Raw genomic sequence first — 19622 nt, 5'->3', positions numbered from 1 at the left:
CCGTTAGTCGGGCAACAACTTCATGATCGGTCACGAGGGGCGGCTACCTGCATGGCTTGGCGCACGGTCCAGGGGATGTAGTCGGCGTGGAGTGTGTCGGCCCAGGTGAAACGAAGAACGGCCCAGCCTGCGTTGAGCAGTCGGTTCTGCCTACGGCGGTCGGCGAAGACAGGGTTGGGGCCGCTGTGCGACCCCTTCCCGTCAGCTTCCGCGAGGATCCGATGCCGCCGCCAACCCAGGTCACCGATGCCAAGCAGATAGCCGTCGTGATCTCGCACCTCCAGTTGAAGGACGTCGGGCGGGACCTTTCCGTCGACGCACCGTAATCGGGTACGCGTCTCCAGCGGAGACTGTGCCCGGCAATCCGCCTCGGCAAGGTAGCCACGGGCCGCCACCGCCCCGCGCCGCCCCCGGATGAGGCGATGAATGTCTGGCAGGTCCTCGTCTCTGATCAACCTCCGATTGAGCGCCGAGTCGACGAGGCACACCGCCGGATAGCGGGTCAGCCTCAGGATGAGGTCGGCGACCGTGCGTACCGGTTTTGTGGCAGCGATCCCGGCGACCGCAACGAGTTCGGTCGACTTGATCGCAAGCTGGTGCAGCGTCACCCGAGGGTCGGTCGGTCTCGTCGGTCTCGCGGCGACACCCGGAACCGAAACATGGATTTCTTCCGATCTGCGGACGCCTGCGATCTCGTACAACTCGGCGGCCGTCGCCAGCACTGCGGCGGCATTGGGGCCACATGACGCGACCGCCGCCCTGATCCGCGCCCGGCGTGGCACTCCATCGTGCAGCTCAGCATCCACCAGGTAGACACCCCTGGCCACTACGCGCCACCGACCCGCGCGGCATAGACGATGCACCTCGTGCACGGTCAGACCGGCGGCACGCGCCTGGGCCAACGTGATCACTGAATCCTGTGTGGCCGCCACCCGTCGGACCACCGTCAACGCATCCACCCGGCTGACTGTCCCGGGCGATGGAGATCGACTAAACCCCCTGTGGAAAACCCACCCCCGCCCTGTGGATAACTCGACCATCCGACGTGTTGATCATGAAGTTATTGCCTTGGACACGCCGCACTGGTGGCAACAACTCCATGATCAACGCGGAGGTGAGAGGGGGTGGGGGTGGGGTGGGGCGGGGTGGGGGTGGGGGTGGGGGTTTAGGGGAGGAGGGGGTGGCGGGTTACGTTTTCTTCGCGGCCGGGGCCTACGCCTACGACGCTGACGCGGGTTCCGCAGAGTTGCTCGATGCGGGCGATGTAGCGTTTGGCGTTCTCGGGGAGGTCGTCCTCGGTCCTCGCTTTGGTAATGTCCTCCCACCAGCCGTCGTGCTCTTCGTAGATCGGGACGGCGTGGTGGAAGTCGGTCTGGGTCATCGGCATGTCGTCGACCCGCTTGCCGTTGATCTCGTAGCCGACGCAGATCGGGACGGTGGGCAGCCCGGTGAGCACGTCCAGCTTGGTGATCACCAGATCGGTGACGCCGTTGAGGCGGCAGGCGTACCGGGCGACGACCGCGTCGAACCAGCCGCAGCGGCGCTCCCGGCCGGTGGTGGTGCCGTACTCGTGGCCGACCTTGCGCAGGTGCTGACCGTTGTCGTCGAACAGCTCGGTGGGGAACGGTCCGGAACCGACCCGCGTGGTGTAGGCCTTGCTCACCGCGATCACCTTCGTGATCGCGGTCGGCGGGATGCCGGTACCCACGCACGCCCCGCCGGCCGTCGGGTTCGACGAGGTGACGAAGGGGTAGGTGCCGTGGTCCATGTCGAGCATGGTGGCCTGGGCACCCTCCAGCAGCACCGTGTCGCCACGGTCCAACGCGTCCCAGAGCATCGCCCGGGTTTCCGCGATGTACGGCCGGAGCCGCTCGGCGTACTCGAGGTATTCCTCGATGGTGGCGTCGACGTCGATCGCCTTGCGGTTGTAGACCTTGAACAGCACCTGGTTCTTCTCGCGCAGCGCGAGTTCCAGCTTCTTGCGCAGGATGCCCGGGTCGAGCAGGTCCTGCACCCGGATGCCCATCCGGGCCACCTTGTCGCCGTACGCGGGACCGATGCCCCGTCCGGTGGTGCCGATCCGCGAGCTGCCCAGGTATCGCTCCACCACCCGATCCAGTGCCCGGTGGTGCGGCATGATCAGGTGCGCGTCGCCGGAGATCCGCAGCCGGGACACGTCCACCCCCCGCTCGGCCAGGCCGTCGATCTCGCTGAGCAGCACCTTCGGATCGACCACCACACCGTTGCCGATGACGATCACGGCGTTCGGGGAGAGCGCACCCGACGGCATCAGGTGCAGGGCGTACTTCTGCCCGTCCGGGGTGATCACCGTGTGACCGGCGTTGTTGCCGCCGGAGAAGCGGACGACGTAGTCGACCCGCTCACCCAGCTGGTCGGTAACCTTGCCCTTGCCCTCGTCGCCCCACTGAGCGCCGAGGAGCACGATCGCTGGCATCTTCTCGCCTCCAGAAGGCTCGGGTGCCAGATGGCGACCGGTCAGCGAGCCCGGGGTGTCAGGTTAACAAGTAGTGACGGCACGACCGGCAGGGGTCGCGTCGGGAACAGCAGGAGGAGCTACCCGTGTACGACGTGGTGCTGCTCACCCTCGGCTCGGAGCGGGATGCTCCGGGAGCCAGGTGTGGCAGCGGCGAAGCCTGCTGTGGTGGTACGGACGCCGCCAAGGATCGCGAGGAACGCTGCGAGACGCCGCGCGTACCGGTGCTGACCTGCTCCGATGCCTTGACCGCCCGGGGTGCCCGGGTCGAGACGGTGACCGCCCGCTCGGACGCGGAGATCGACGAGGTGCTGGCCCGGCTGGACGGGCCGCCGCGACCGGACGGCCTCACCTGGCCGGACCCCGATGCCAAGACCCGGCTCGTGGTCGCCGTGGCCGGTGACGCACAGTTGCGCGCCGTGCTCCGCCGCATGGTCCGGCGGTACGCGCCGCCGCCCAGTCGCCGCCCGACCGACCTGGCCGGCAACCGGACCGTGCCGGACCTGCCACCGGTCGGCGTACTGCCGCTCGATCCGGCCCGGAGCACGACGCACCGCGACCTCGCCGCGCAGCTCGGGTTGGCCCGCGACCCGGTGGCGGTGGCCGCCGCGGTGCTGGACGGCACACCACGCCGGCTCGACCTGCTGCGCCACGACGGCGGCTCGGTGACGCTTGACGGCGCACTGCTCGGCGCGGCCGGTGAGGACGGCACCCCGCTGCCCTGGCGCGGCCGGGTCGAGGTGGACGACACCGTGCTGTCCAACGGCGACGAACCGCTGCTCGCCTGCGCGATCGGCAACGCGGGCGGGTACGCCCGGCTCGACGACGTGGCGCTGCTGGCCGGGCCCGACCCGACCGACGGCCTGGTCGAGGTGGCGGTGGCCGTCCCGGTGGTCACCCGGTCGCGGTTGGGTCGCCGCCGGGTACGCCTGGAGGTCCGGCGGGCCCGGGGCCGGGCCACGTCGGTGCTGCCTCGGGACGAGGCGGCGCTGCCGTACCTGGACGACGGCGTGGCGGGGAAGCTGACGCGCAAGCGGTCCTGGTGGACCGAGCCGGGTGCCTGGGCGGTCTGGACGGCCTGACCTGACCCGGCCGGCGCAGCGGAGGCCGGGGTCGGCCGCTGGGCCTATCCTCGTCAGGAGGAATGGGGAGGACACCGTGGTGGACGACAACGCCGACCGGGTGCACGTGCCCGGTCAGCATGGCATGCCGGAACGGGACATCGAACCACTCTGGCCACCGGAGCAGATCGACGGCTTCGGCGCGCCCACGTGGGGTGCCCCGCCACCGGTGCCGCCCACCGTGCCGCCCCCACCCGGGCAGCCGTCGCACGCGCAACCGACCGACCGGCATCCGGTCGCGCAGCCAACCGATCCGCCCACGGTCGCGGGACCGGCCTACCCGCCCCCGGTCGCGGGACCGACCTTTCCGCCCACCTCGGCAGGGCCGCAGCACGCGCCCGGACGGCCGACGCACGTACCCGGTGCACCTCCGTCACCCGCGGACTATCCGTCGTTGACCAACGGCGCGCCGACCGCCACCGGCTGGGAGCCGGCACCTCAACCCGGGCCCGGTCAGGTCGACCTGGACCTGCCCTTCACCCTGGACCGACCCACCGCCGTCGCACCTACCCGCGACGGTGGGCCGATCGAATCGGGTCCACCGGATCCGTCGGACGACGCGGTGACCGTGGCCGACACCCGCGCCGACGACGATGCGGCTCCGCCGGTGGACCGACCGCAGACGGAGCCGGTGGCCCGACCGCAGACGGAATCGCCGTGGGCACATCCACCGCAGCGTTCCGGATCCGAGCCGGTCGCGTCCGCCGAGACCTCGGCCGACGCGCCCCGTCCCACCTGGGCTGGGCCGGCCCAGCCGCTACCACCTATTCCGCAGCCGCTGCCGCCGACGCCCCAGCAACCCGGTCCGTACCCCTTCGTCGCGCCGCCGACGTCCCAGCACGGCAGCGCCCCGGTGCCGCAACCCGGTGCTCCCCTGCCGCCCGTGCCAGCCGATGCCGGGGCACCGCCCTCCGGTCCGCAACCGGCGGACGCCGGGCCCGGCGCTCCACCGCAGCCCGAGCCGCCTGCCCCACCCGTCCAGCCGTCGTACGCGCCGGCGCCACCCGGTCCGTTCCCACCGCAGCCGGCCTGGAATCCCGCGCCCTGGCAGCAGGGCGGAACGCCGCCGATGGTGCCGCCGGCACCGCCGCAGCCCTACCCGCAGACGAACACCGCGGCACGGGTGCCGTCGGCGTACCCGGAGCCGGCCTGGAACCCGGAGGTCGGTGCCGCGCCCACCGCCGAGGACTTCGCCCGCCGTCGGCAGGTGCGTCCCGCCGACCCGGTCGCGACGACCGGGCTCCGCGCCGTGGTCAACAAGACGGGCCTGGTGAAGCTCCCACCCGGGCGGCACGAGGTGGAACGCAAGCGGGACATCGAGATGGTGCGCCGCAACTTCGGTGGGCTGCGGCAGGTCACCGTGGTCAACCCGAAGGGCGGCGCCGGCAAGACCGTCGCCATCCTGCTGCTCGCGATGACCTTCGGTCAGAATCGCGGTGGATATGTGCTGGCCTGGGACAACAACGAGACCCAGGGCACCCTCGGGATGCGCGCCCAGCAGGACTTCCATTCGCGTACGGTGCGGGACCTGCTACGGGATCTCGGCCAGTTCCACGGCGCGCAGGGACGGGTCGGTGACCTGTCCCAGTACGTCCGCTCACAGGGCGAGGGGATGTTCGACGTGCTCGCCTCCGACGAGTCGGCCACCGGCGGCGAGATGCTCACCGCCGCCGCGTTCGGCGAGATCCGCGAGGTGGTCAGCCGGTTCTACAAGTTGATCTTCGTGGACACCGGCAACAACGTCCGGGCGCAGAACTGGCAGGCCGCCATGGACGCCACCGACCAACTGGTGGTCACCATGTCCGCTCGTAACGACTCCGCGGAGACAGCCGCCCGGATGCTCGACCACCTGGAGCAGAGCGGACGGCAACGGCTGGTCCGGCAGGCGGTCACCGTGGTCTCCATGCCGCCGTCCCGCAAGGAGATCGACCTGCCCGCGATCCAGGAGCACTTCGCCGCCCGCACCCGGGCGGTGCTGCTGGCCCCGTACGAGCGGCTCATCGACACCGGCGAGCCGCTGCGTTACGCGCACCTCTCGACGGCCACCCGGGACGCCTGGCTCAAGATCGCCGCTTCGGTGGCCGAGGGCCTGTAGGCCACCTGTCGACGCGCCGCCGACCCGGGTGTACCCCGGGCCGGCGAGACGTACCGGTCAGTTGCTGGCCAGCGCGTCGGCGGCGGCCGGATCGCAGTCGCGGAGGAACTGGGCGCAGCGGGCCGCCTCGTCCGCCTCGGCGATCGCGTCCGCCGCCCGGGACAGCACGTAGAGACAGCGCAGGAAGCCACGGTTCGGCTCGTGCGACCACGGCACCGGCCCGTGCCCCTTCCACCCGCTGCGTCGCAGCTGGTCCAGACCCCGGTGGTAGCCGGTACGGGCGTACGCGTACGCCGGCACGACCTGGCCCTGCGCGAACGCCCGGGCGGCGAGCGCCGCCCACGCCGCGCTGTGCGTCGGGTACCGGGCCGCCACCTCGGCGAACGCCTCGTCGCTGCCGGCCTGCTCGGCTGCGGCCAGCGCGGAGTCGGCCTCGACGTGCGCGGGCAGGAGCGTGGCGGGCGGCTCAGGTAGGAGGTTCTGCATCGCCCCATTCAACCCGCTTCGCACGGCGGCCCGCGAGGGGGTCCGGCGAGCCGGTCGGCTGAACGGCCGAGAGGTCGGTCACGCCTGCGGCCCATGCCGCCGTCGGGCCGTATCCACTACAACTATGGATCCGGAGCCTCCCCAGGAACCGGAAGTGCGGGAGCCCGGCCAGGCCGCCGGGCTCCCGTCTCACGACCGGGGCCGTCCCGGGGCCGCGTCCACGGCGTTGCGCCGGCCCGGCAGGATGGCCCGATGCCGACTCCACCTCCCGCGGACGTCATCGAGCCGCACACCTGGACAGACGAGATCCAGACCCGGGCGGAGTTCGACCGGCGACTGGCCACCGGCAGCCTGGTCGGACTCACCGTGCAGGGGCTCCGACTGGACCTGGAGCCGGTCCCCGACCTCACCGGGGTCGAGGTGGCCGGCACGCTCTTCGTCGGCTGCCGTTTCGCCTCCCGGCAGGTCGGCGCCGACCTGGTCCGGCGGGGTGCCAACGTGGTGCCGCCGTTCTCCGGGCTGCCGTACCCGACCCAGCCGTCCCACCTCTACACGCCGGAGGAACTCGCCGCCGGCTTCGCCGAGGGCGGCTTCGCGGCGATGTACGACACCCGGGTGTACGCGCACTTCCGCGCGCACGGTGGCGCGTTACCCGATGTCCGGGAGGCGCTCGGCCAGCGCCTGCACGACCACGGGGTGGACAACGCGCTCGCCGACGCCACCCGTGCCTGGCTGACCACCCACGGGCCGCAGTCGGTGGTCGGGGTGATGGGCGGGCACGCGGTCCGCCGCGGCAGTGAGCCGTACCGGATGGCCGCGGTGCTCGGCCGGGAACTCGCGCGGGCACACCGGCTGGTGGTCACCGGTGGTGGGCCGGGCGTGATGGAGGCCGCCAACCTGGGTGCGTACCTGTCGACCCGGCCGGCGGAGGACCTCACCGCAGCCATCGACCTGCTCGCCACCGCGCCGGACTACACCGATCACGACCGCTACACGGCGGCGGCGCTGCGGGTACGGGAACTCTTCGGCCGGTCGGTCACGCCGCCGGTGAACGGCACCGAGCCGGTGACCGCCTATCGGGCGGACTCGGCCGCGCTGAGCACCGGTGATCTGGACTGGGCGGGCTGCGGCGGACTCGCCGTGCCGACCTGGCTGTACGGGCACGAACCGGCGAACCTGTTCGCGGGCCGGATCGCCAAGTACTTCTCAAACGCCATCCGGGAGGACACCATCCTGCGGCTGGCCCGGGGTGGCATCGTCTTCGCCCCCGGCCGGGCCGGGACCGTACAGGAGGTCTTCCAGGCAGCCACCAAGACCTACTACGGCACCGACGGAGCCAGCGGCGCGTACGTCTTCCTGGACCGCGCTTACTGGACGACGGAACTGCCGGTGGAGTCGCTGCTGCGCCCGCTGCTGGCCGCCTCCCCCTTCGGTGACCTCTCGAACACCGTGCACCTGACCGACGACGTCCACGAGGCCGCCCGCCTGCTGACGAGGTGAGACAGGGCATCCGGTCAAGGAAGCAAGCTTGAGCGGAGGCGGGTGTAACGGCACGGCGGCCGGCCCCGGGTCGGGGCCAGCCGCCGTCCGGACGACGTCAGTTCGTCACTTGGTCATCGTGGTGCCGGTGGAGCGCAGGTGCTCGCAGGCCTCCGCCACCCGGGTGGCCATGCCCGCCTCGGCGGCCTTGCCCCACACCCGCGGGTCGTACATCTTCTTGTTGCCGACCTCGCCGTCGACCTTCAGTACGCCGTCGTAGTTGCGGAGCATGTGGTCCGCCGCCGGACGGGTGAAGGCGTACTGGGTGTCGGTGTCGATGTTCATCTTCACCACGCCGTAGTCGAGCGCTTCGCGGATCTCGGAGAGCAGCGAGCCGGAGCCGCCGTGGAAGACCAGGCTGAGCGGCTTCTCCTTGCCGTACTTGGCGCCGACCGCCTCCTGGATCTGGTTGAGGATCTCCGGGCGGAGCTTGACGTTGCCCGGCTTGTAGACGCCGTGCACGTTGCCGAAGGTCAGCGCCGCCATGTAGCGGCCCTTCTCGCCCAGGCCGAGGGCCTCGACCATGGCCAGGCCGTCCTCGACGGTGGTGTAGAGCTTGTCGTTGATGGCGTTCTCGACGCCGTCCTCCTCGCCGCCGACGACGCCGACCTCGATCTCCAGGACGATCTTGCCCTTGGCCGCCTCGTCGAGCAGCTGGGCCGCGATCTCCAGGTTCTCCGCCACCGGCACGGCCGAACCGTCCCACATGTGCGACTGGTACAGCGGCTCCTCGCCCCGCTTGACCCGCTCCTGGGAGATGGCCATCAGCGGCCGGACGAACTTGTCCAGCTTGTCCTTCGGGCAGTGGTCGGTGTGCAGGGCGATGTTGACCGGGTACTTCTTGGCCACCTCGTGCGCGTACGCGGCGAACGCCACCGCACCGGTGACCATGTCCTTGACCGAGGGGCCGGAAAGGTACTCAGCACCACCGGTGGAGACCTGGATGATGCCGTCGCTCTCCGCGTCGGCGAAGCCCTTGAGCGCCGCATTCAGCGTCTGCGAGGACGTCACGTTGATCGCCGGGTACGCGTACCGGCCGGCCTTGGCGCGGTCCAGCATCTCGGCGTAAGCCTCGGGGGAAGCGATGGGCATGTCGAACGCTCCTTACTTGCCGCTGTCGGCCGTACGGCCGCTGTTCTCCGTAGGGGCCCGGCCGTGCGGCCGCCTGTTCTACCTGTGGGGGCCGGCCGTGCGGCCGCCTGTTCCACCTTGGGGGCCGGCCGTGCGGCCGCCTGTTCTACCGTGCTGCGCCGGACCGCGCTGTCCTCCGCGGGAAGTATCCCGTAGCGGCACCGGACCGGCACAACCGGGCCGGTTCACCGCCGGTCCGCTGGATCCGGTACCGCGACGCTGATCAGCCAGGTGACCACCGCCATCACGATGGCTCCCCAGAAGGCCGCCCAGAAGCCGTCAACCTGGAACGGCAGATCGAGCGCCCGGGCGATCCGGTCGGTCAGCAGGAACAACAGGGCGTTGACCACCAGGGCGAACAGGCCGAGGGTCAGTAGGTAGAAGACGCAGCCCACCACCTTGATGACCGGCTTGAGCACCGCGTTGACCAGGCCGAAGATCAGCGCCACGACAAGCAGGGTGAACGCCGTTTCGTAACCGGTGCGCCCGGTCACCTCGACCCCGGGCACGATCAGCGTGGTGATCCACAGTGCGATGGCGGTCGCCGCCAGTCGGATGAGGAAGCCCACGGTCCCATCCTGGCACCGGCGACAGTCGCCGGTGGGGCGATCGGCCGACTCGGCTGCGGCGACGGCGTACCCTCGGCGGCCCGACGCGGGCGCACGGCCCGGCGGCTCGGTGGTTCCCAGCGTGCCGGCGGCACACCCCGTACGGTGGGTGGGTACCCGCCCGCCGACACCCGGAGGCATCGAATGGGCCAGCCCGACGAGGACTTCGCCCCCGGCGACCACCTCAGCCCGGAGGAGCGCGACCTGGAGGCCGAGCCGGCCGACGCCGTCGAGCAGGCCGCCGTGGTCGACCCGAGCCAGGTCGATGTCGAACCGCATCGCGGCTTGGAGGTCGACGACTGGGACGCCATGGAGCAGGCCCGCGTGGTCGGTGCCGACGAGGACGACTACCGCTGATCAACCTTTCGGTCGGACTTTGTCCGGGGCGGTCGACACGGACAGCGGGAACCTTAGAGATTCCTTAGCATCCGGGGGCTTCGCCTGCACCCTTCACGGGAGGACCCCCCTTCATGCTCACCCACTCCACCCGGCGCCGGCTGGCCGGGTTGGGCGTGGCCGGCGCGCTGATCGCCGCCGTCGCCACCCCTGCCACTCCCGCCTCGGCCGATGAGTCCGAGGTCTCGCTGGGCGTCTACTTCGGCGACACCACCATCGCCGCCGGCTCGCCCGGCAAGATCGACAGCCCGATCCTGTTCGCTTCCTCCACGGTGGTGGTACACGACCTCACCGTGCGCTACGACTTCACCGACCTCGCGGGCAAGGCCACCGTGACGTCAGAAAGCGACTCCAGCTACTGCTCGACGCCCGAGCCGAACGTCCTGGTCTGCACCGACCCGTTCGAGGTCGAGCTGTACGAGGGCGGCTTCGGTGGCCTCTACTCGGTGGTCCTCGCGCCGACCAAGGACGCGAAGGACGGCGACGAGGGCACCGTCAAGGTGAGCCTCAGCGCCACCGGCTACGCGGCCGTGACCCACGAGGCGCGGGTGCGGATCGGCGAGGGCGTCGATCTGGCCGCCGGTCCGGAGACGGAGCACTCCGGCAAGCCGGGCTCGGCGTTCACCGTGCCGCTGCGGGTCGGGAACCCGGGAGAGACGGTCGCCAAGGGTGCCGTCGCCGTCTTCTACAACGACTATGGAATCCAGGCCGACAAGCAGTACGCCAACTGCACCTACGACGAGGGTTGGCTGCGTACCTGCCACTTCGACCGCTCGCTGGAGCCGCGTACCAGCTACGTCGCCACCCTGGCGTACCGGATCGCCAAGGACGCGTTCGCGCCGGGCTTCGACTATGGCGAGATCCTGTGGCTGACTCCGGCCGAGTTCGAGGACTACGAGGCGTACGTGAAGAGCCGCGGTGCCACCATCGGCAAGCCGGGCACCGGCGGCGAACTGCTGCTGGACGAGGCCGGCCCGAGCATCTCAGCGCGTACCTTCCAGGCGGACACCCAGCCGGACAACAACTGGTCGAGCCTCGGGGTGACGGTCACCGGCAAGAACAGCACCGACCTTGAAGCGGTCGGTGACGAGGTCTCCGGTGCGAAGGGCGACGAGGTCGTCGCCACCGTCGGCTTCCGCAACAACGGCCCGGCCACCCTGGACTACGGCCGTTCCGGATCCTCGGTCACCAACATGCAGGTCGAAATTCCGAACGGCACCAGCGCGGTCAAGGTGCCCGACAACTGCTCCCCGGTGCGTGGCGAGAACGAGTGGGGCGAGCCGGGCGAGCCGGGTGCCCGCCTGTACCGCTGCTACACCAGCTGGTTCATCAAGGCCGGTGACGCGGAGACCATGGCGTTCGGGCTCCGGATCGACAAGGTCGTGCCGAACGCCACCGGCGAGGTCAAGGTCAACGTCGCCTGCCAGTGCGACGGTGGCTTCTACGCCGACCTGAAGCCGGCCAACGATGTGGCCAAGCTCGTCGTCAACCCGAGCGGCGGCCAAGGCGGCGACGGCGGCGGTGACGGCGGCGAACTGCCGATCACCGGCGCCAACACCGCGCTTATCGCGGGCGTCGGCGGCGTGCTGCTCGCCGCCGGTGTGGCCGGCTTCGTGCTGGCCCGCCGCCGCCGTACCCACTTCACCGCATAACCCCGCACGGAAACGACAGCACCACCGGTGCCCCGCCGACCACCTCGGCGGGGCACCCCCCTTTCCACCCCGCCACATTCACGTCCCGCTGTCTCCACCCCGCCACCATTCACGTCCCCGCTGTCTCCACCCCGGCCACCTCCCACGTTTGCCACCATCCCCGCACCCGCCGCCCAGCCCACCCCACCAACCCTCGCCGCCGCTGAAAGCCGGCACTGCCGCTGGAAGCCGGACCCCGACGGGTTTGCGGGGCAGCCCCACCCGCGCAGGGATCAAGCCTGACCGCCCGGAGCGGGTGGGGCTGCCCCGCAAACCCCACCGCAACCACCGAAGACCCCACCGCAACCACCGAAAAACAGGACCGCACAAGATCGAGAGAGCTGACACCATGGGCGGGTGCTGCTCACCCTCACCACCACGCACCAGCCGGCGACGGACCTCGGTCACCTGCTGATCAAGCACCCCGACCGGGTGCACGCCTTCGACGTGCCCGTCGGCACCGCGCACGTGTTCTACCCGGAGGCCGACGGGCAGCGCTGCACCGCCGCCCTCCTGCTCGACGTCGATCCGTTGAAGCTTGCCGCCGCCCGGGGGCGCGGCCGGAAATCGGCCACGACCCCGGAGAGTTTCACCCTCGGGCGGTACGTCAACGACCGGCCGTACGCCGCGTCCAGCCTGCTCGCCTCGGCGCTGTCGAAGGTGTTCCGCTCGGCGCTGCGAGGTGCGTCCAAGGAACGCCCCGAGCTGGCGGCCAGCGGCATCCCGCTGGAGGTGCGGGTGCCGGTGCTGCGCTGCCGTGGTGGGGCCGATGTGGCCGAGCGGCTGTTCGGTCCGCTCGGCTGGACGGTCAGCGCCACCGCCATCCCGCTCGACGAACTGCACCCGCAGTGGGGCGACAGCCGCTACGTGGACCTGACCCTCACCGGCACGCTGCGGGTCGCCGACGCGCTCAACCACCTGTACGTGCTGCTGCCCGTGCTGGACGACGCGAAGCACTACTGGGTGGCACCGGACGAGGTGGACAAGTTGCTGCGGGCCGGCGCGGGTTGGCTGGCCGACCATCCCGAACGCGGGCTGATCATCCGCCGCTACCTGGCGCACCGGCGGGCGTTGGCGGGTCAGGCGATGGAGCGGCTGGACGCCCAGCGGCCCACCGACGAGCCGACCGCCGACGACGAGCTGGAGGACGCGGTACCGGCCGGGTCAGCGCCCCGGGCGTCGCTGGCCGCCCTTCGCCGGCAGGCGGTGCACGCCGCGCTTGTCGACGCGGGCGCCCACCGGGTGCTGGACCTGGGTTGCGGCGCGGGCGCGCTGTTGGCCACGCTGATCGGTGACCGCCGGTTCACCGAGATCGTCGGCACCGACGTCTCCACCCAGGCCCTCGCCCTGGCCGCCCGGCGACTGCGACTGGACCGGCTGCCCGAACGTCAGCGCACCCGCGTCACGCTTCAGCAGACCGCGCTTACCTACCGCGACGAGCGGCTGCGCGGGTACGACGCGGCGGTGCTGATGGAGGTCATCGAGCACGTCGACCCGGCCCGGCTGCCGGCGTTGGAGGACGCCGTCTTCGGCTACGCCCGACCGACGACGGTCGTGGTCACCACGCCCAACGTGGAGCACAACGTGCGCTACGAGGGGTTGCCCGCAGGCACGTTCCGGCACGCCGACCACCGGTTCGAGTGGACCCGCGCCGAGTTCGCCGAATGGGTACGGCGGGTGGGTGCCGCGTACGGCTACTCGGCCGTGGTGCACGGCCTCGGCGCGGACGATCCGGAGGTCGGAGCACCTACCCAGATGGCCGTGTTCACCCGTGCGGAGGCAGCCCGATGACCGTCCTCGAACTTCCCGAGCTGGCCCTGGTGGCGCTGGTCGGGATCTCCGGCTCCGGCAAGTCGACCTTCGCCGGCCGGCACTTCGCACCGAGCCAGGTCCTTTCCTCCGACGCCTTCCGGGCGATGGTCGCCGACGACGAGAACGACCAGTCCGCCTCGGCGGAGGCCTTCGACGCGCTGCACTACGTGGCGGGCAAGCGGCTGCGCGGTGGTCGGCTCACCGTGGTCGACGCGACCAACCTCCAGCCACACGCCCGAGCCGCCCTGGTCCGGGTGGCCCGCGAACACGACGTGCTGCCGGTAGCGATCGTGCTGGACGTGCCGGAGGCGCTGGCCTGGGAGCGGACCGAGGCGCGGTCCGACCGCACCTTCGGCCGGCAGGTGCTGACCCGGATGTCCCGGGACCTGCGGCGCAGCTACGGCCAGTTGGCCCGGGAGGGCTTCCGCAAGGTGCACGTGCTGCGTGGCATCGACGAGATCGAGGCCGCCGAGATCCGCTACGAGCGGCTGTTCAACGACCGGCGCGAGCTGACCGGCCCGTTCGACATCGTCGGTGACGTGCACGGTTGCCGGGCCGAGCTTGAGGCGCTGTTGACCCGGTTGGGCTGGCGGCTGCACCGCGACGACGCGGGCCGGGCGGTGGACGCGTCGCATCCGTCGGGGCGTACCGCCGTGTTCGTCGGCGACCTGGTTGACCGCGGCCCGGACTCACCCGGGGTGCTCCGCCTGGTGATGGGCATGGTCACCGCCGGGCACGCGCTCTGCGTGCCCGGCAACCACGAGCAGAAGCTGCTGCGCAAGCTGCGCGGTCGCAACGTGAAGGTGGCCCACGGTCTGGCCGAGACACTGGCGCAACTGGACGCGGAGCCGGCCCAGTTCACCGCCGAGGTGGCCACTTTCGTCGACGGACTGGTCAGCCACTACGTGCTCGACGGCGGCCGGCTGGTGGTGGCGCACGCCGGACTCAAGGAGGAGTACCAGGGCCGGGCGTCAGGGCGGGTACGCGCATTCGCGTTGTACGGCGAGACCACCGGTGAGACCGACGAGTACGGCCTGCCGGTGCGCTACCCGTGGGCCCGGGAGTACCGCGGTTCGGCCATGGTCGTCTACGGTCACACCCCCACCCCGGAGCCGGAGTGGGTCAACAACACCATCTGCATCGACACCGGCTGCGTCTTCGGCGGTCGACTGACTGCGCTGCGCTACCCCGAGCGGGAACTGGTCGCGGTGCCGGCGGAACGCGAGTGGTACGCACCGGTCCGGCCGCTGACCGCCGCGCCGGCCCGGCCCGACGAGGTGCTGGAACTGACCGACGTGACCGGTCGGCGGCACGTGGAGCACGCGTACGGTTCGCTCACCGTGCCGGCGGAGAACGCCGCCGCCGCGTTGGAGGTGATGAGCCGCTTCGCGGTCGACCCGCGCCTGCTGGTGTGGCTGCCGCCGACCATGGCGCCCTGCTCGACGTCCCAGTTGGACGGCTACCTGGAGCATCCGGCGGAGGCGTTCGCCGACTACCGGGCGGCGGGCGTGGACCGGGTGATCTGCCAGGAGAAGCACATGGGTTCCCGGGCCGTGGTGCTGGTCTGCCGGGAGCCGGACGGTGGCCCGTTCGGGCCGGGTGGCGGGGTCGTGTACACCCGCACGGGTCGGCCGTTCTTCGATGACCCGCTGGGCACCGAACTGCTAAACCGGGTACGCGCAGCGGTGACCAACGCCGGGCTCTGGGACGAGCTGGCGACCGACTGGCTGCTGCTCGACTGCGAGCTGCTGCCGTGGTCGGCCAAGGCCGCCGGCCTGATCCGCGGGCAGTACGCGGGGGTGGGCGCGGCTGGCCGGGCCGGCCTGCCGGTGGCAGTGGCGATGCTGGACGCGGCGCTCGGTCGCGGACTGGACGTGGCCGAGCTACGGGACCGGACGGCCCGTCGCCGCGACGACGTCTCGGCCTACACGGCTGCGTACCGGGCGTACGTGGGACCGACCGACGGGCTGCGCGGGGTGCGGCTCGCGCCCTTCGCGGTGCTCGCCGGGGCGAAGGCCAGTTACCGCGACCGCGACCATGGCTGGCATCTGGCGTTGGCCGACCGGCTCTGCGCGGTCGACCCGGATTTCTTCACGCCGACCCGGCGTCAAGTCGTCGAACTGTCCGACAGCGATGCGGTGCGGGAGGCGACCGACTGGTGGCTCGCGCTGACCGGGGCCGGCGGCGAGGGCATGGTCGTCAAGCCGTACGCGGGCCCGGCCGCCCGCAGCGGGCGTGGCACGCTGCTCCAGCCGGGAATCAAGTGCCGGGGGCGGGAGTACCTGCGGATCATCTACGGTCCCGAGTACACCGAAGCGGGGCAACTCGCCGTGCTGCGACGTCGGTCCCTGGGCCGCAAGCGGGGCCTGGCGCTGCGCGAGCACGCGCTCGGCCTGGCCGCCCTGGACGCCCTGGTCGACGGTGCTCCGTTGTGGCGTCGCCACGAGTTGGTCTTCGCGATCCTGGCCTGCGAATCGGAGCCGGTGGACCCGCGGCTGTGACCTGGCCGGGCGGGTCACGGGGACCCCGGTAGCCTGATTGACCGTGGCGGACGCCACACGGGCCAGTGATCGAGCGATTCACGGAACGGAATCTTCATGGCATTTGGCGAACGGGTAGGCCATGTCCTGCGCGGCGCGGCCATCGGCGTGGCCGAGGCCGTGCCAGGCGTCAGCGGCGGGACGATCGCGCTGGTGACCGGCGTCTACGAGCGGGTCATCGCGTCCGCCGGGCATCTGGTGAACACGGTGCGGTACGCGGTGACCGACGTCCCGCGCGGGCGCGGATGGACGCGGGCGGGCCACCAGCTACGGCAGGTGCACTGGGAGGTGGTGATCCCGCTGCTGATCGGCATGCTGCCCGGCCTGCTGATCGCGGCGAAGCTGCTCGAACCGCTGCTGGCCGACCATCCGGAGCAGACCAGGGGCCTCTTCCTCGGGCTGGTCCTCGCCTCGGTGCTGGTGCCGATCTCGATGGTCGGCAAGCCGTGGCGAGGGCTGGAGGTGTTCGCTCTGGTCGTCGCCGGGGTCGCGGCGTTCGTGCTGACCGGGTTGCCTCAGGCCACCATCGAGCCGCACCCGCTGGTCGTGCTGGTCGCGGCGGCGGTCGCGGTCTGCGCCCTGGTGCTGCCCGGGGTCTCCGGGTCGTTCCTGCTGCTGACCGTCGGCCTGTACGAGCCGACCATCAGCGCCGTCAACGACCGCGACTTCGGCTACCTGGCGGTCTTCGCCACGGGCATGGTCATCGGCCTGGCGCTCTTCGTCAAGCTGCTCCAGTGGCTGCTTGAACAGCACCGCCGGATGACCCTGGCGGTGATGGCCGGCGTCATCCTGGGCAGCCTGCGCGCGCTGTGGCCGTGGCAGTCCGAGGACCGCGCCCTGCACGCGCCGGGCGACCACATTCCGTCCATCGTGGCGCTGTTCCTGATCGGCGTCGCCGTCGTCACGGCAATGATCATCGCCGAGCGTCGCCGGCTGCGCCGGGCCGCCCGGGACCTGACCGAGGAGACGTACGAGACGCCGCACGTCCGCTGACAACCACCGCTTGGTGGCTGCCCGGCTGGGCCGCCACCAAGCGGTTCCGGTTCAGCGAGCCTTTTTGGTAGCCCGCTTACGCGGCGGGGTCAGCAGGTCGGCGATCGTGGCGATCGCGCTCGGGACCAACCGGTAGTAGGCCCACACACCGCGCTTCTCCCGCTCCAGCAAGCCGGCCTCGGTGAGGATTCGGAGGTGGTGACTGACCGTCGGCTGGGAGAGGCCGAGCGGCGCGGTGAGGTCACACACGCACGCTTCACCCTCGGGTGCCGACTGGATCAGGCTGAGCAGCCGCAGCCGAGCAGGGTCGGCGAGGGCCTTGAGGACCCCCGCCAGCCGCTCGGCGTCGGCGCGTTCGATCGGCTCGCCGGCAAGCGGCGAGATCTGAGGCATAGTCATTTCGGCCAACGCAGTTCCCACGTATTCCATCCTTCCACCAGCAGCATCGATCCGCCTGCATATCAGCAGATCCGAATCGGCAGACTTTTACGCCACAAGGCCGAGGTCAGCCAACGTATAGGCCGCCCGATAGGGCAATCCGGCGGCTCGCACCGCGTCGCCGGCACCACGATCAACGATAACCGCCACCCCCACGACCTCGGCCCCGGCCTCGCGAAGGGCCTCGACGGCGGTCAACACACTTCCCCCGGTGGTGGACGTGTCCTCCACCGCCAGCACCCGGCGACCCGCCACATCGGGCCCTTCGATCCGACGTTGCAGCCCGTGCGCCTTGCCCGCCTTGCGAACCACGAACGCGTCCAATGGACGCCCGGCAGCGTGCAGCATCGCGAAGGCGATCGGGTCGGCCCCCAAGGTCAGACCGCCCACCGCGTCGTACGACCAGTCGGCGGTCAGCTCCCGCATCACCCGTCCCACCAACGGTGCCGCCCGGTGATGCAGCGTGACGCGACGCAGATCTACATACCAGTCGGCCTCCCGCCCGGAGGAGAGCACCACCCGGCCATGGACCACAGCCAGGTCGGAGATGAATTTACGCAGGTCGTCGTGGTCCCCCATGGCGATAGAGGGTACTGCGCAAGTCTGTGTGTCGCGTGTGCGGGCCACCCTGGTCAACCCTCCGGGGGACCGATGAGTGGCGATGTCCGGTTACGCTACGTCGATCATGGCGGCGGATCGAGTGATGTCATCGTCCCCGCCCGACGGCGGGGCCACTCGGCCGCCGGTCAGTGGCGGTCGCGGCCGATGCGCCCACGGGTGTCCCGGGAGACCACGTCGAGCAGCCGACGCGGAGCGTGCCGCAGCCCCGCCACGGCCAGCTTGTACTTCCACGACGGGACGCTTACCAACTTGCCTTTGCGCAGGTCACGCAGGGCCTCGTCGACCACATCGGTGGCTTCGAGCCACATCCATTCGGGGGTTTTCGACATGTCGATGCCGGCTCGCTGGTGGAACTCGGTGCGGGTGTAGCCCGGGCAGAGCGCCATCACGCGTACGCCGAAGGGGCGGGCGGACTGCCCGACGGACTCACTGAAGTTGGTGACCCATGCCTTGCTGGCCGAGTACGTGGACCCGGGCATTACCGCACCGAAACCCGCAACGGAAGAGACATTAATCACTGCCCCGCTGCGACGCTCGGTCATTGTGGCCAGCGCGGCGAGGGTCAGCCGCAGCACCGCGTGCACGTTCAACCGGAGCAGTCGGGTCTCGTCCTGGACGGACGACCGGAGGAAGGGCTTGTTCAGACTGATGCCGGCGTTGTTGACCAGAAGCTCCACGGGCGGCCCGTCGGTCAGCCGTCGTTCGACCGCGGCACAACCGTCGTCGGTGGACAGATCCGCGGTGATGGTCTCGGTCTCCACGCCGTGCCGCCCGGTCAACTCGGCGGCCTGGGCCGCCATCCGGGTCGCGTCACGGGCGACCAGCACCAGGTGCCATCCGTCGGAGGCGAGCCGGCTGGCGAACGCCGCTCCGATACCCGCGGTCGCCCCGGTGATCAACGCCCATCGTTCGGTCGTCCGGTCGGGCGTCACGGGCGTCATCACCTCGGGGGGTACGGGGGCGACGTCGGCGCCCCGGGCGGCGGGTAGGGCTGGTACGGCGGCGGCTGGTACGGCGGCGCCGCCGGTGGCTGTCCGAACGGTGGGGTGGGTGGCTGGTAGGGGAACGCCTGTCGCTGGGATGCCGGCCGACGCCGGAACCAGGCGTTGGCCGCAGGCAGTGCCAGCAGCACGGCTACCACAAGGTAACCGAGCACCTGGGCGATCGAAAGGGTGGCGGTGAGCGGAATCCACCAGGACGGGTGGGCATCCGGCACCAGGGCGAGCAACTCGGCGGTCGCCCGGTCGTCACCGAATTCAAGAGGCGTCGCGCGCTGCACGATCAGCGCGGCGATCCCACCACACCCGCAGCACATGCCCAGCCCGGCGACCACCCAGGTCGCCACCCGGGCCGCCGGCCGACGGGCGGCCAGCCCCAGCGCCAGGCCGACGAGGAGCAGACCGGCGAGGATGCTCAGCACCGCCGACACCACGACCGAGGCCCGCAACAGAGCCACCACCGCGTCGACCTGACCGGGGTCGGCACCGGCGTCGGCCGTCGCGCGGAACCGGTCCACCGTGCCGCTGACCGACGCGAGCCCGATCACCGCGAACACGAGCGCGCCGAGCGCCATCACCACAAGCGTCGCCACGGCCAGCACGACCGCGGCCGGTCGACGGGCCGGTGCCTGATCGGGGTACGACACGACGAGTCCCTC

Annotated in this window: 17 protein-coding genes; 8 read left to right on the top strand and 9 right to left on the bottom strand. The window is 71.1% G+C overall.

Annotated elements, in window-relative coordinates; genetic code table 11:
• Positions 1-20: 20 nt before the first annotated feature.
• Both AB0J93_RS13105 and AB0J93_RS13100 read right to left on the bottom strand, forming a co-directional pair.
• Positions 21-932 (bottom strand): type IV toxin-antitoxin system AbiEi family antitoxin domain-containing protein, encoded by a 912-nt coding sequence (locus tag AB0J93_RS13105; RefSeq protein ID WP_363921548.1) that lies wholly within the window; start codon positions 930-932, stop codon positions 21-23.
• Between the two features lie 233 nt (positions 933-1165).
• The gene (locus tag AB0J93_RS13100) at positions 1166-2455 is read right to left on the bottom strand and encodes an adenylosuccinate synthase (RefSeq protein WP_363921296.1); all 1290 of its coding nucleotides are present in this window, start codon (positions 2453-2455) and stop codon (positions 1166-1168) included.
• A gap of 125 nt (positions 2456-2580) precedes the next feature.
• On the opposite strand from AB0J93_RS13100, the gene AB0J93_RS13095 reads away from it, so the two are divergent.
• Positions 2581-3576, top strand: a complete 996-nt coding sequence (locus tag AB0J93_RS13095; protein ID WP_363921294.1) for a hypothetical protein — start codon at positions 2581-2583, stop codon at positions 3574-3576.
• Positions 3577-3652: 76 nt separating this feature from the next.
• Positions 3653-5710, top strand: coding sequence for a chromosome partitioning protein (locus AB0J93_RS13090; RefSeq protein ID WP_363921292.1), 2058 nt, complete (start codon positions 3653-3655; stop codon positions 5708-5710).
• Positions 5711-5767: 57 nt separating this feature from the next.
• Here the strand turns inward: AB0J93_RS13090 and AB0J93_RS13085 are convergent, their stop codons facing one another.
• Complete coding sequence (locus tag AB0J93_RS13085; protein ID WP_093403779.1) at positions 5768-6196, bottom strand: DUF3151 domain-containing protein; 429 nt, start codon at positions 6194-6196, stop codon at positions 5768-5770.
• A gap of 252 nt (positions 6197-6448) precedes the next feature.
• On the opposite strand from AB0J93_RS13085, the gene AB0J93_RS13080 reads away from it, so the two are divergent.
• Complete coding sequence (locus tag AB0J93_RS13080) at positions 6449-7696, top strand: hypothetical protein (protein WP_363921289.1); 1248 nt, start codon at positions 6449-6451, stop codon at positions 7694-7696.
• 105 nt (positions 7697-7801) lie between these two features.
• Here AB0J93_RS13080 and fbaA read toward each other — a convergent pair whose 3' ends face one another.
• Positions 7802-8827: a class II fructose-bisphosphate aldolase gene (gene fbaA, locus AB0J93_RS13075; RefSeq protein ID WP_363921287.1), complete on the bottom strand. Its 1026-nt coding sequence runs from the start codon at positions 8825-8827 to the stop codon at positions 7802-7804.
• A 224-nt stretch (positions 8828-9051) separates the two neighbouring features.
• Entirely contained in the window at positions 9052-9435 is a 384-nt protein-coding gene (locus AB0J93_RS13070; protein WP_363921285.1) for a phage holin family protein, read from the bottom strand.
• A 183-nt stretch (positions 9436-9618) separates the two neighbouring features.
• Here AB0J93_RS13070 and AB0J93_RS13065 point away from each other — a divergent pair, with 183 nt between their 5' ends.
• From AB0J93_RS13065 to AB0J93_RS13045, 5 genes are all read left to right on the top strand, one after another.
• Complete coding sequence (locus AB0J93_RS13065; protein WP_093403775.1) at positions 9619-9831, top strand: hypothetical protein; 213 nt, start codon at positions 9619-9621, stop codon at positions 9829-9831.
• Positions 9832-9944: 113 nt separating this feature from the next.
• The gene (locus AB0J93_RS13060; protein WP_363921282.1) at positions 9945-11522 is read left to right on the top strand and encodes an LPXTG cell wall anchor domain-containing protein; all 1578 of its coding nucleotides are present in this window, start codon (positions 9945-9947) and stop codon (positions 11520-11522) included.
• A gap of 396 nt (positions 11523-11918) precedes the next feature.
• The gene (locus AB0J93_RS13055) at positions 11919-13352 is read left to right on the top strand and encodes a 3' terminal RNA ribose 2'-O-methyltransferase Hen1 (RefSeq protein ID WP_363921280.1); all 1434 of its coding nucleotides are present in this window, start codon (positions 11919-11921) and stop codon (positions 13350-13352) included.
• Positions 13349-15874: a polynucleotide kinase-phosphatase gene (locus tag AB0J93_RS13050; RefSeq protein WP_363921278.1), complete on the top strand. Its 2526-nt coding sequence runs from the start codon at positions 13349-13351 to the stop codon at positions 15872-15874. Before AB0J93_RS13055 ends, AB0J93_RS13050 begins: the two co-directional genes overlap by 4 nt.
• Before the next feature lie 96 nt (positions 15875-15970).
• The gene (locus AB0J93_RS13045) at positions 15971-16906 is read left to right on the top strand and encodes a DUF368 domain-containing protein (RefSeq protein WP_363921275.1); all 936 of its coding nucleotides are present in this window, start codon (positions 15971-15973) and stop codon (positions 16904-16906) included.
• Between the two features lie 51 nt (positions 16907-16957).
• Here AB0J93_RS13045 and AB0J93_RS13040 read toward each other — a convergent pair whose 3' ends face one another.
• The 4 genes from AB0J93_RS13040 to AB0J93_RS13025 all read right to left on the bottom strand — a co-directional run bounded on the left by AB0J93_RS13040 (position 16958) and on the right by AB0J93_RS13025 (position 19610).
• A complete protein-coding gene (locus AB0J93_RS13040; RefSeq protein WP_007454255.1) occupies positions 16958-17335 on the bottom strand; it encodes a metalloregulator ArsR/SmtB family transcription factor in 378 nt (125 codons plus the stop codon).
• Positions 17336-17392: 57 nt separating this feature from the next.
• The gene (gene pyrE / locus AB0J93_RS13035; protein WP_363921273.1) at positions 17393-17923 is read right to left on the bottom strand and encodes an orotate phosphoribosyltransferase; all 531 of its coding nucleotides are present in this window, start codon (positions 17921-17923) and stop codon (positions 17393-17395) included.
• 167 nt (positions 17924-18090) lie between these two features.
• The gene (locus tag AB0J93_RS13030; RefSeq protein WP_363921271.1) at positions 18091-18906 is read right to left on the bottom strand and encodes an SDR family oxidoreductase; all 816 of its coding nucleotides are present in this window, start codon (positions 18904-18906) and stop codon (positions 18091-18093) included.
• Positions 18906-19610: a hypothetical protein gene (locus AB0J93_RS13025; RefSeq protein WP_363921269.1), complete on the bottom strand. Its 705-nt coding sequence runs from the start codon at positions 19608-19610 to the stop codon at positions 18906-18908. The genes AB0J93_RS13030 and AB0J93_RS13025 overlap by 1 nt, the downstream gene beginning before the upstream one ends.
• Positions 19611-19622: the final 12 nt, after the last annotated feature.

The organism is Micromonospora sp. NPDC049374 (genome assembly GCF_040677165.1).
Taxonomy (GTDB): domain Bacteria; phylum Actinomycetota; class Actinomycetes; order Mycobacteriales; family Micromonosporaceae; genus Micromonospora.
The sequence above is the reverse complement of the archived record's forward strand: the minus strand, read 5'-3'. Positions and strand labels throughout refer to the sequence as shown.

Coding starts and splice junctions, on each gene's coding strand:
- AB0J93_RS13045 (WP_363921275.1), top strand. CDS start 15,971: ATGGCATTTGGCGAACGGGTAGGCCATGTCCTGCGCGGCGCGGCCATC.
- AB0J93_RS13065 (WP_093403775.1), top strand. CDS start 9,619: ATGGGCCAGCCCGACGAGGACTTCGCCCCCGGCGACCACCTCAGCCCG.
- pyrE (WP_363921273.1), bottom strand. CDS start 17,923: ATGGGGGACCACGACGACCTGCGTAAATTCATCTCCGACCTGGCTGTG.
- fbaA (WP_363921287.1), bottom strand. CDS start 8,827: ATGCCCATCGCTTCCCCCGAGGCTTACGCCGAGATGCTGGACCGCGCC.
- AB0J93_RS13050 (WP_363921278.1), top strand. CDS start 13,349: ATGACCGTCCTCGAACTTCCCGAGCTGGCCCTGGTGGCGCTGGTCGGG.
- AB0J93_RS13030 (WP_363921271.1), bottom strand. CDS start 18,906: ATGACGCCCGTGACGCCCGACCGGACGACCGAACGATGGGCGTTGATC.
- AB0J93_RS13080 (WP_363921289.1), top strand. CDS start 6,449: ATGCCGACTCCACCTCCCGCGGACGTCATCGAGCCGCACACCTGGACA.
- AB0J93_RS13100 (WP_363921296.1), bottom strand. CDS start 2,455: ATGCCAGCGATCGTGCTCCTCGGCGCTCAGTGGGGCGACGAGGGCAAG.
- AB0J93_RS13085 (WP_093403779.1), bottom strand. CDS start 6,196: ATGCAGAACCTCCTACCTGAGCCGCCCGCCACGCTCCTGCCCGCGCAC.
- AB0J93_RS13040 (WP_007454255.1), bottom strand. CDS start 17,335: ATGGAATACGTGGGAACTGCGTTGGCCGAAATGACTATGCCTCAGATC.
- AB0J93_RS13060 (WP_363921282.1), top strand. CDS start 9,945: ATGCTCACCCACTCCACCCGGCGCCGGCTGGCCGGGTTGGGCGTGGCC.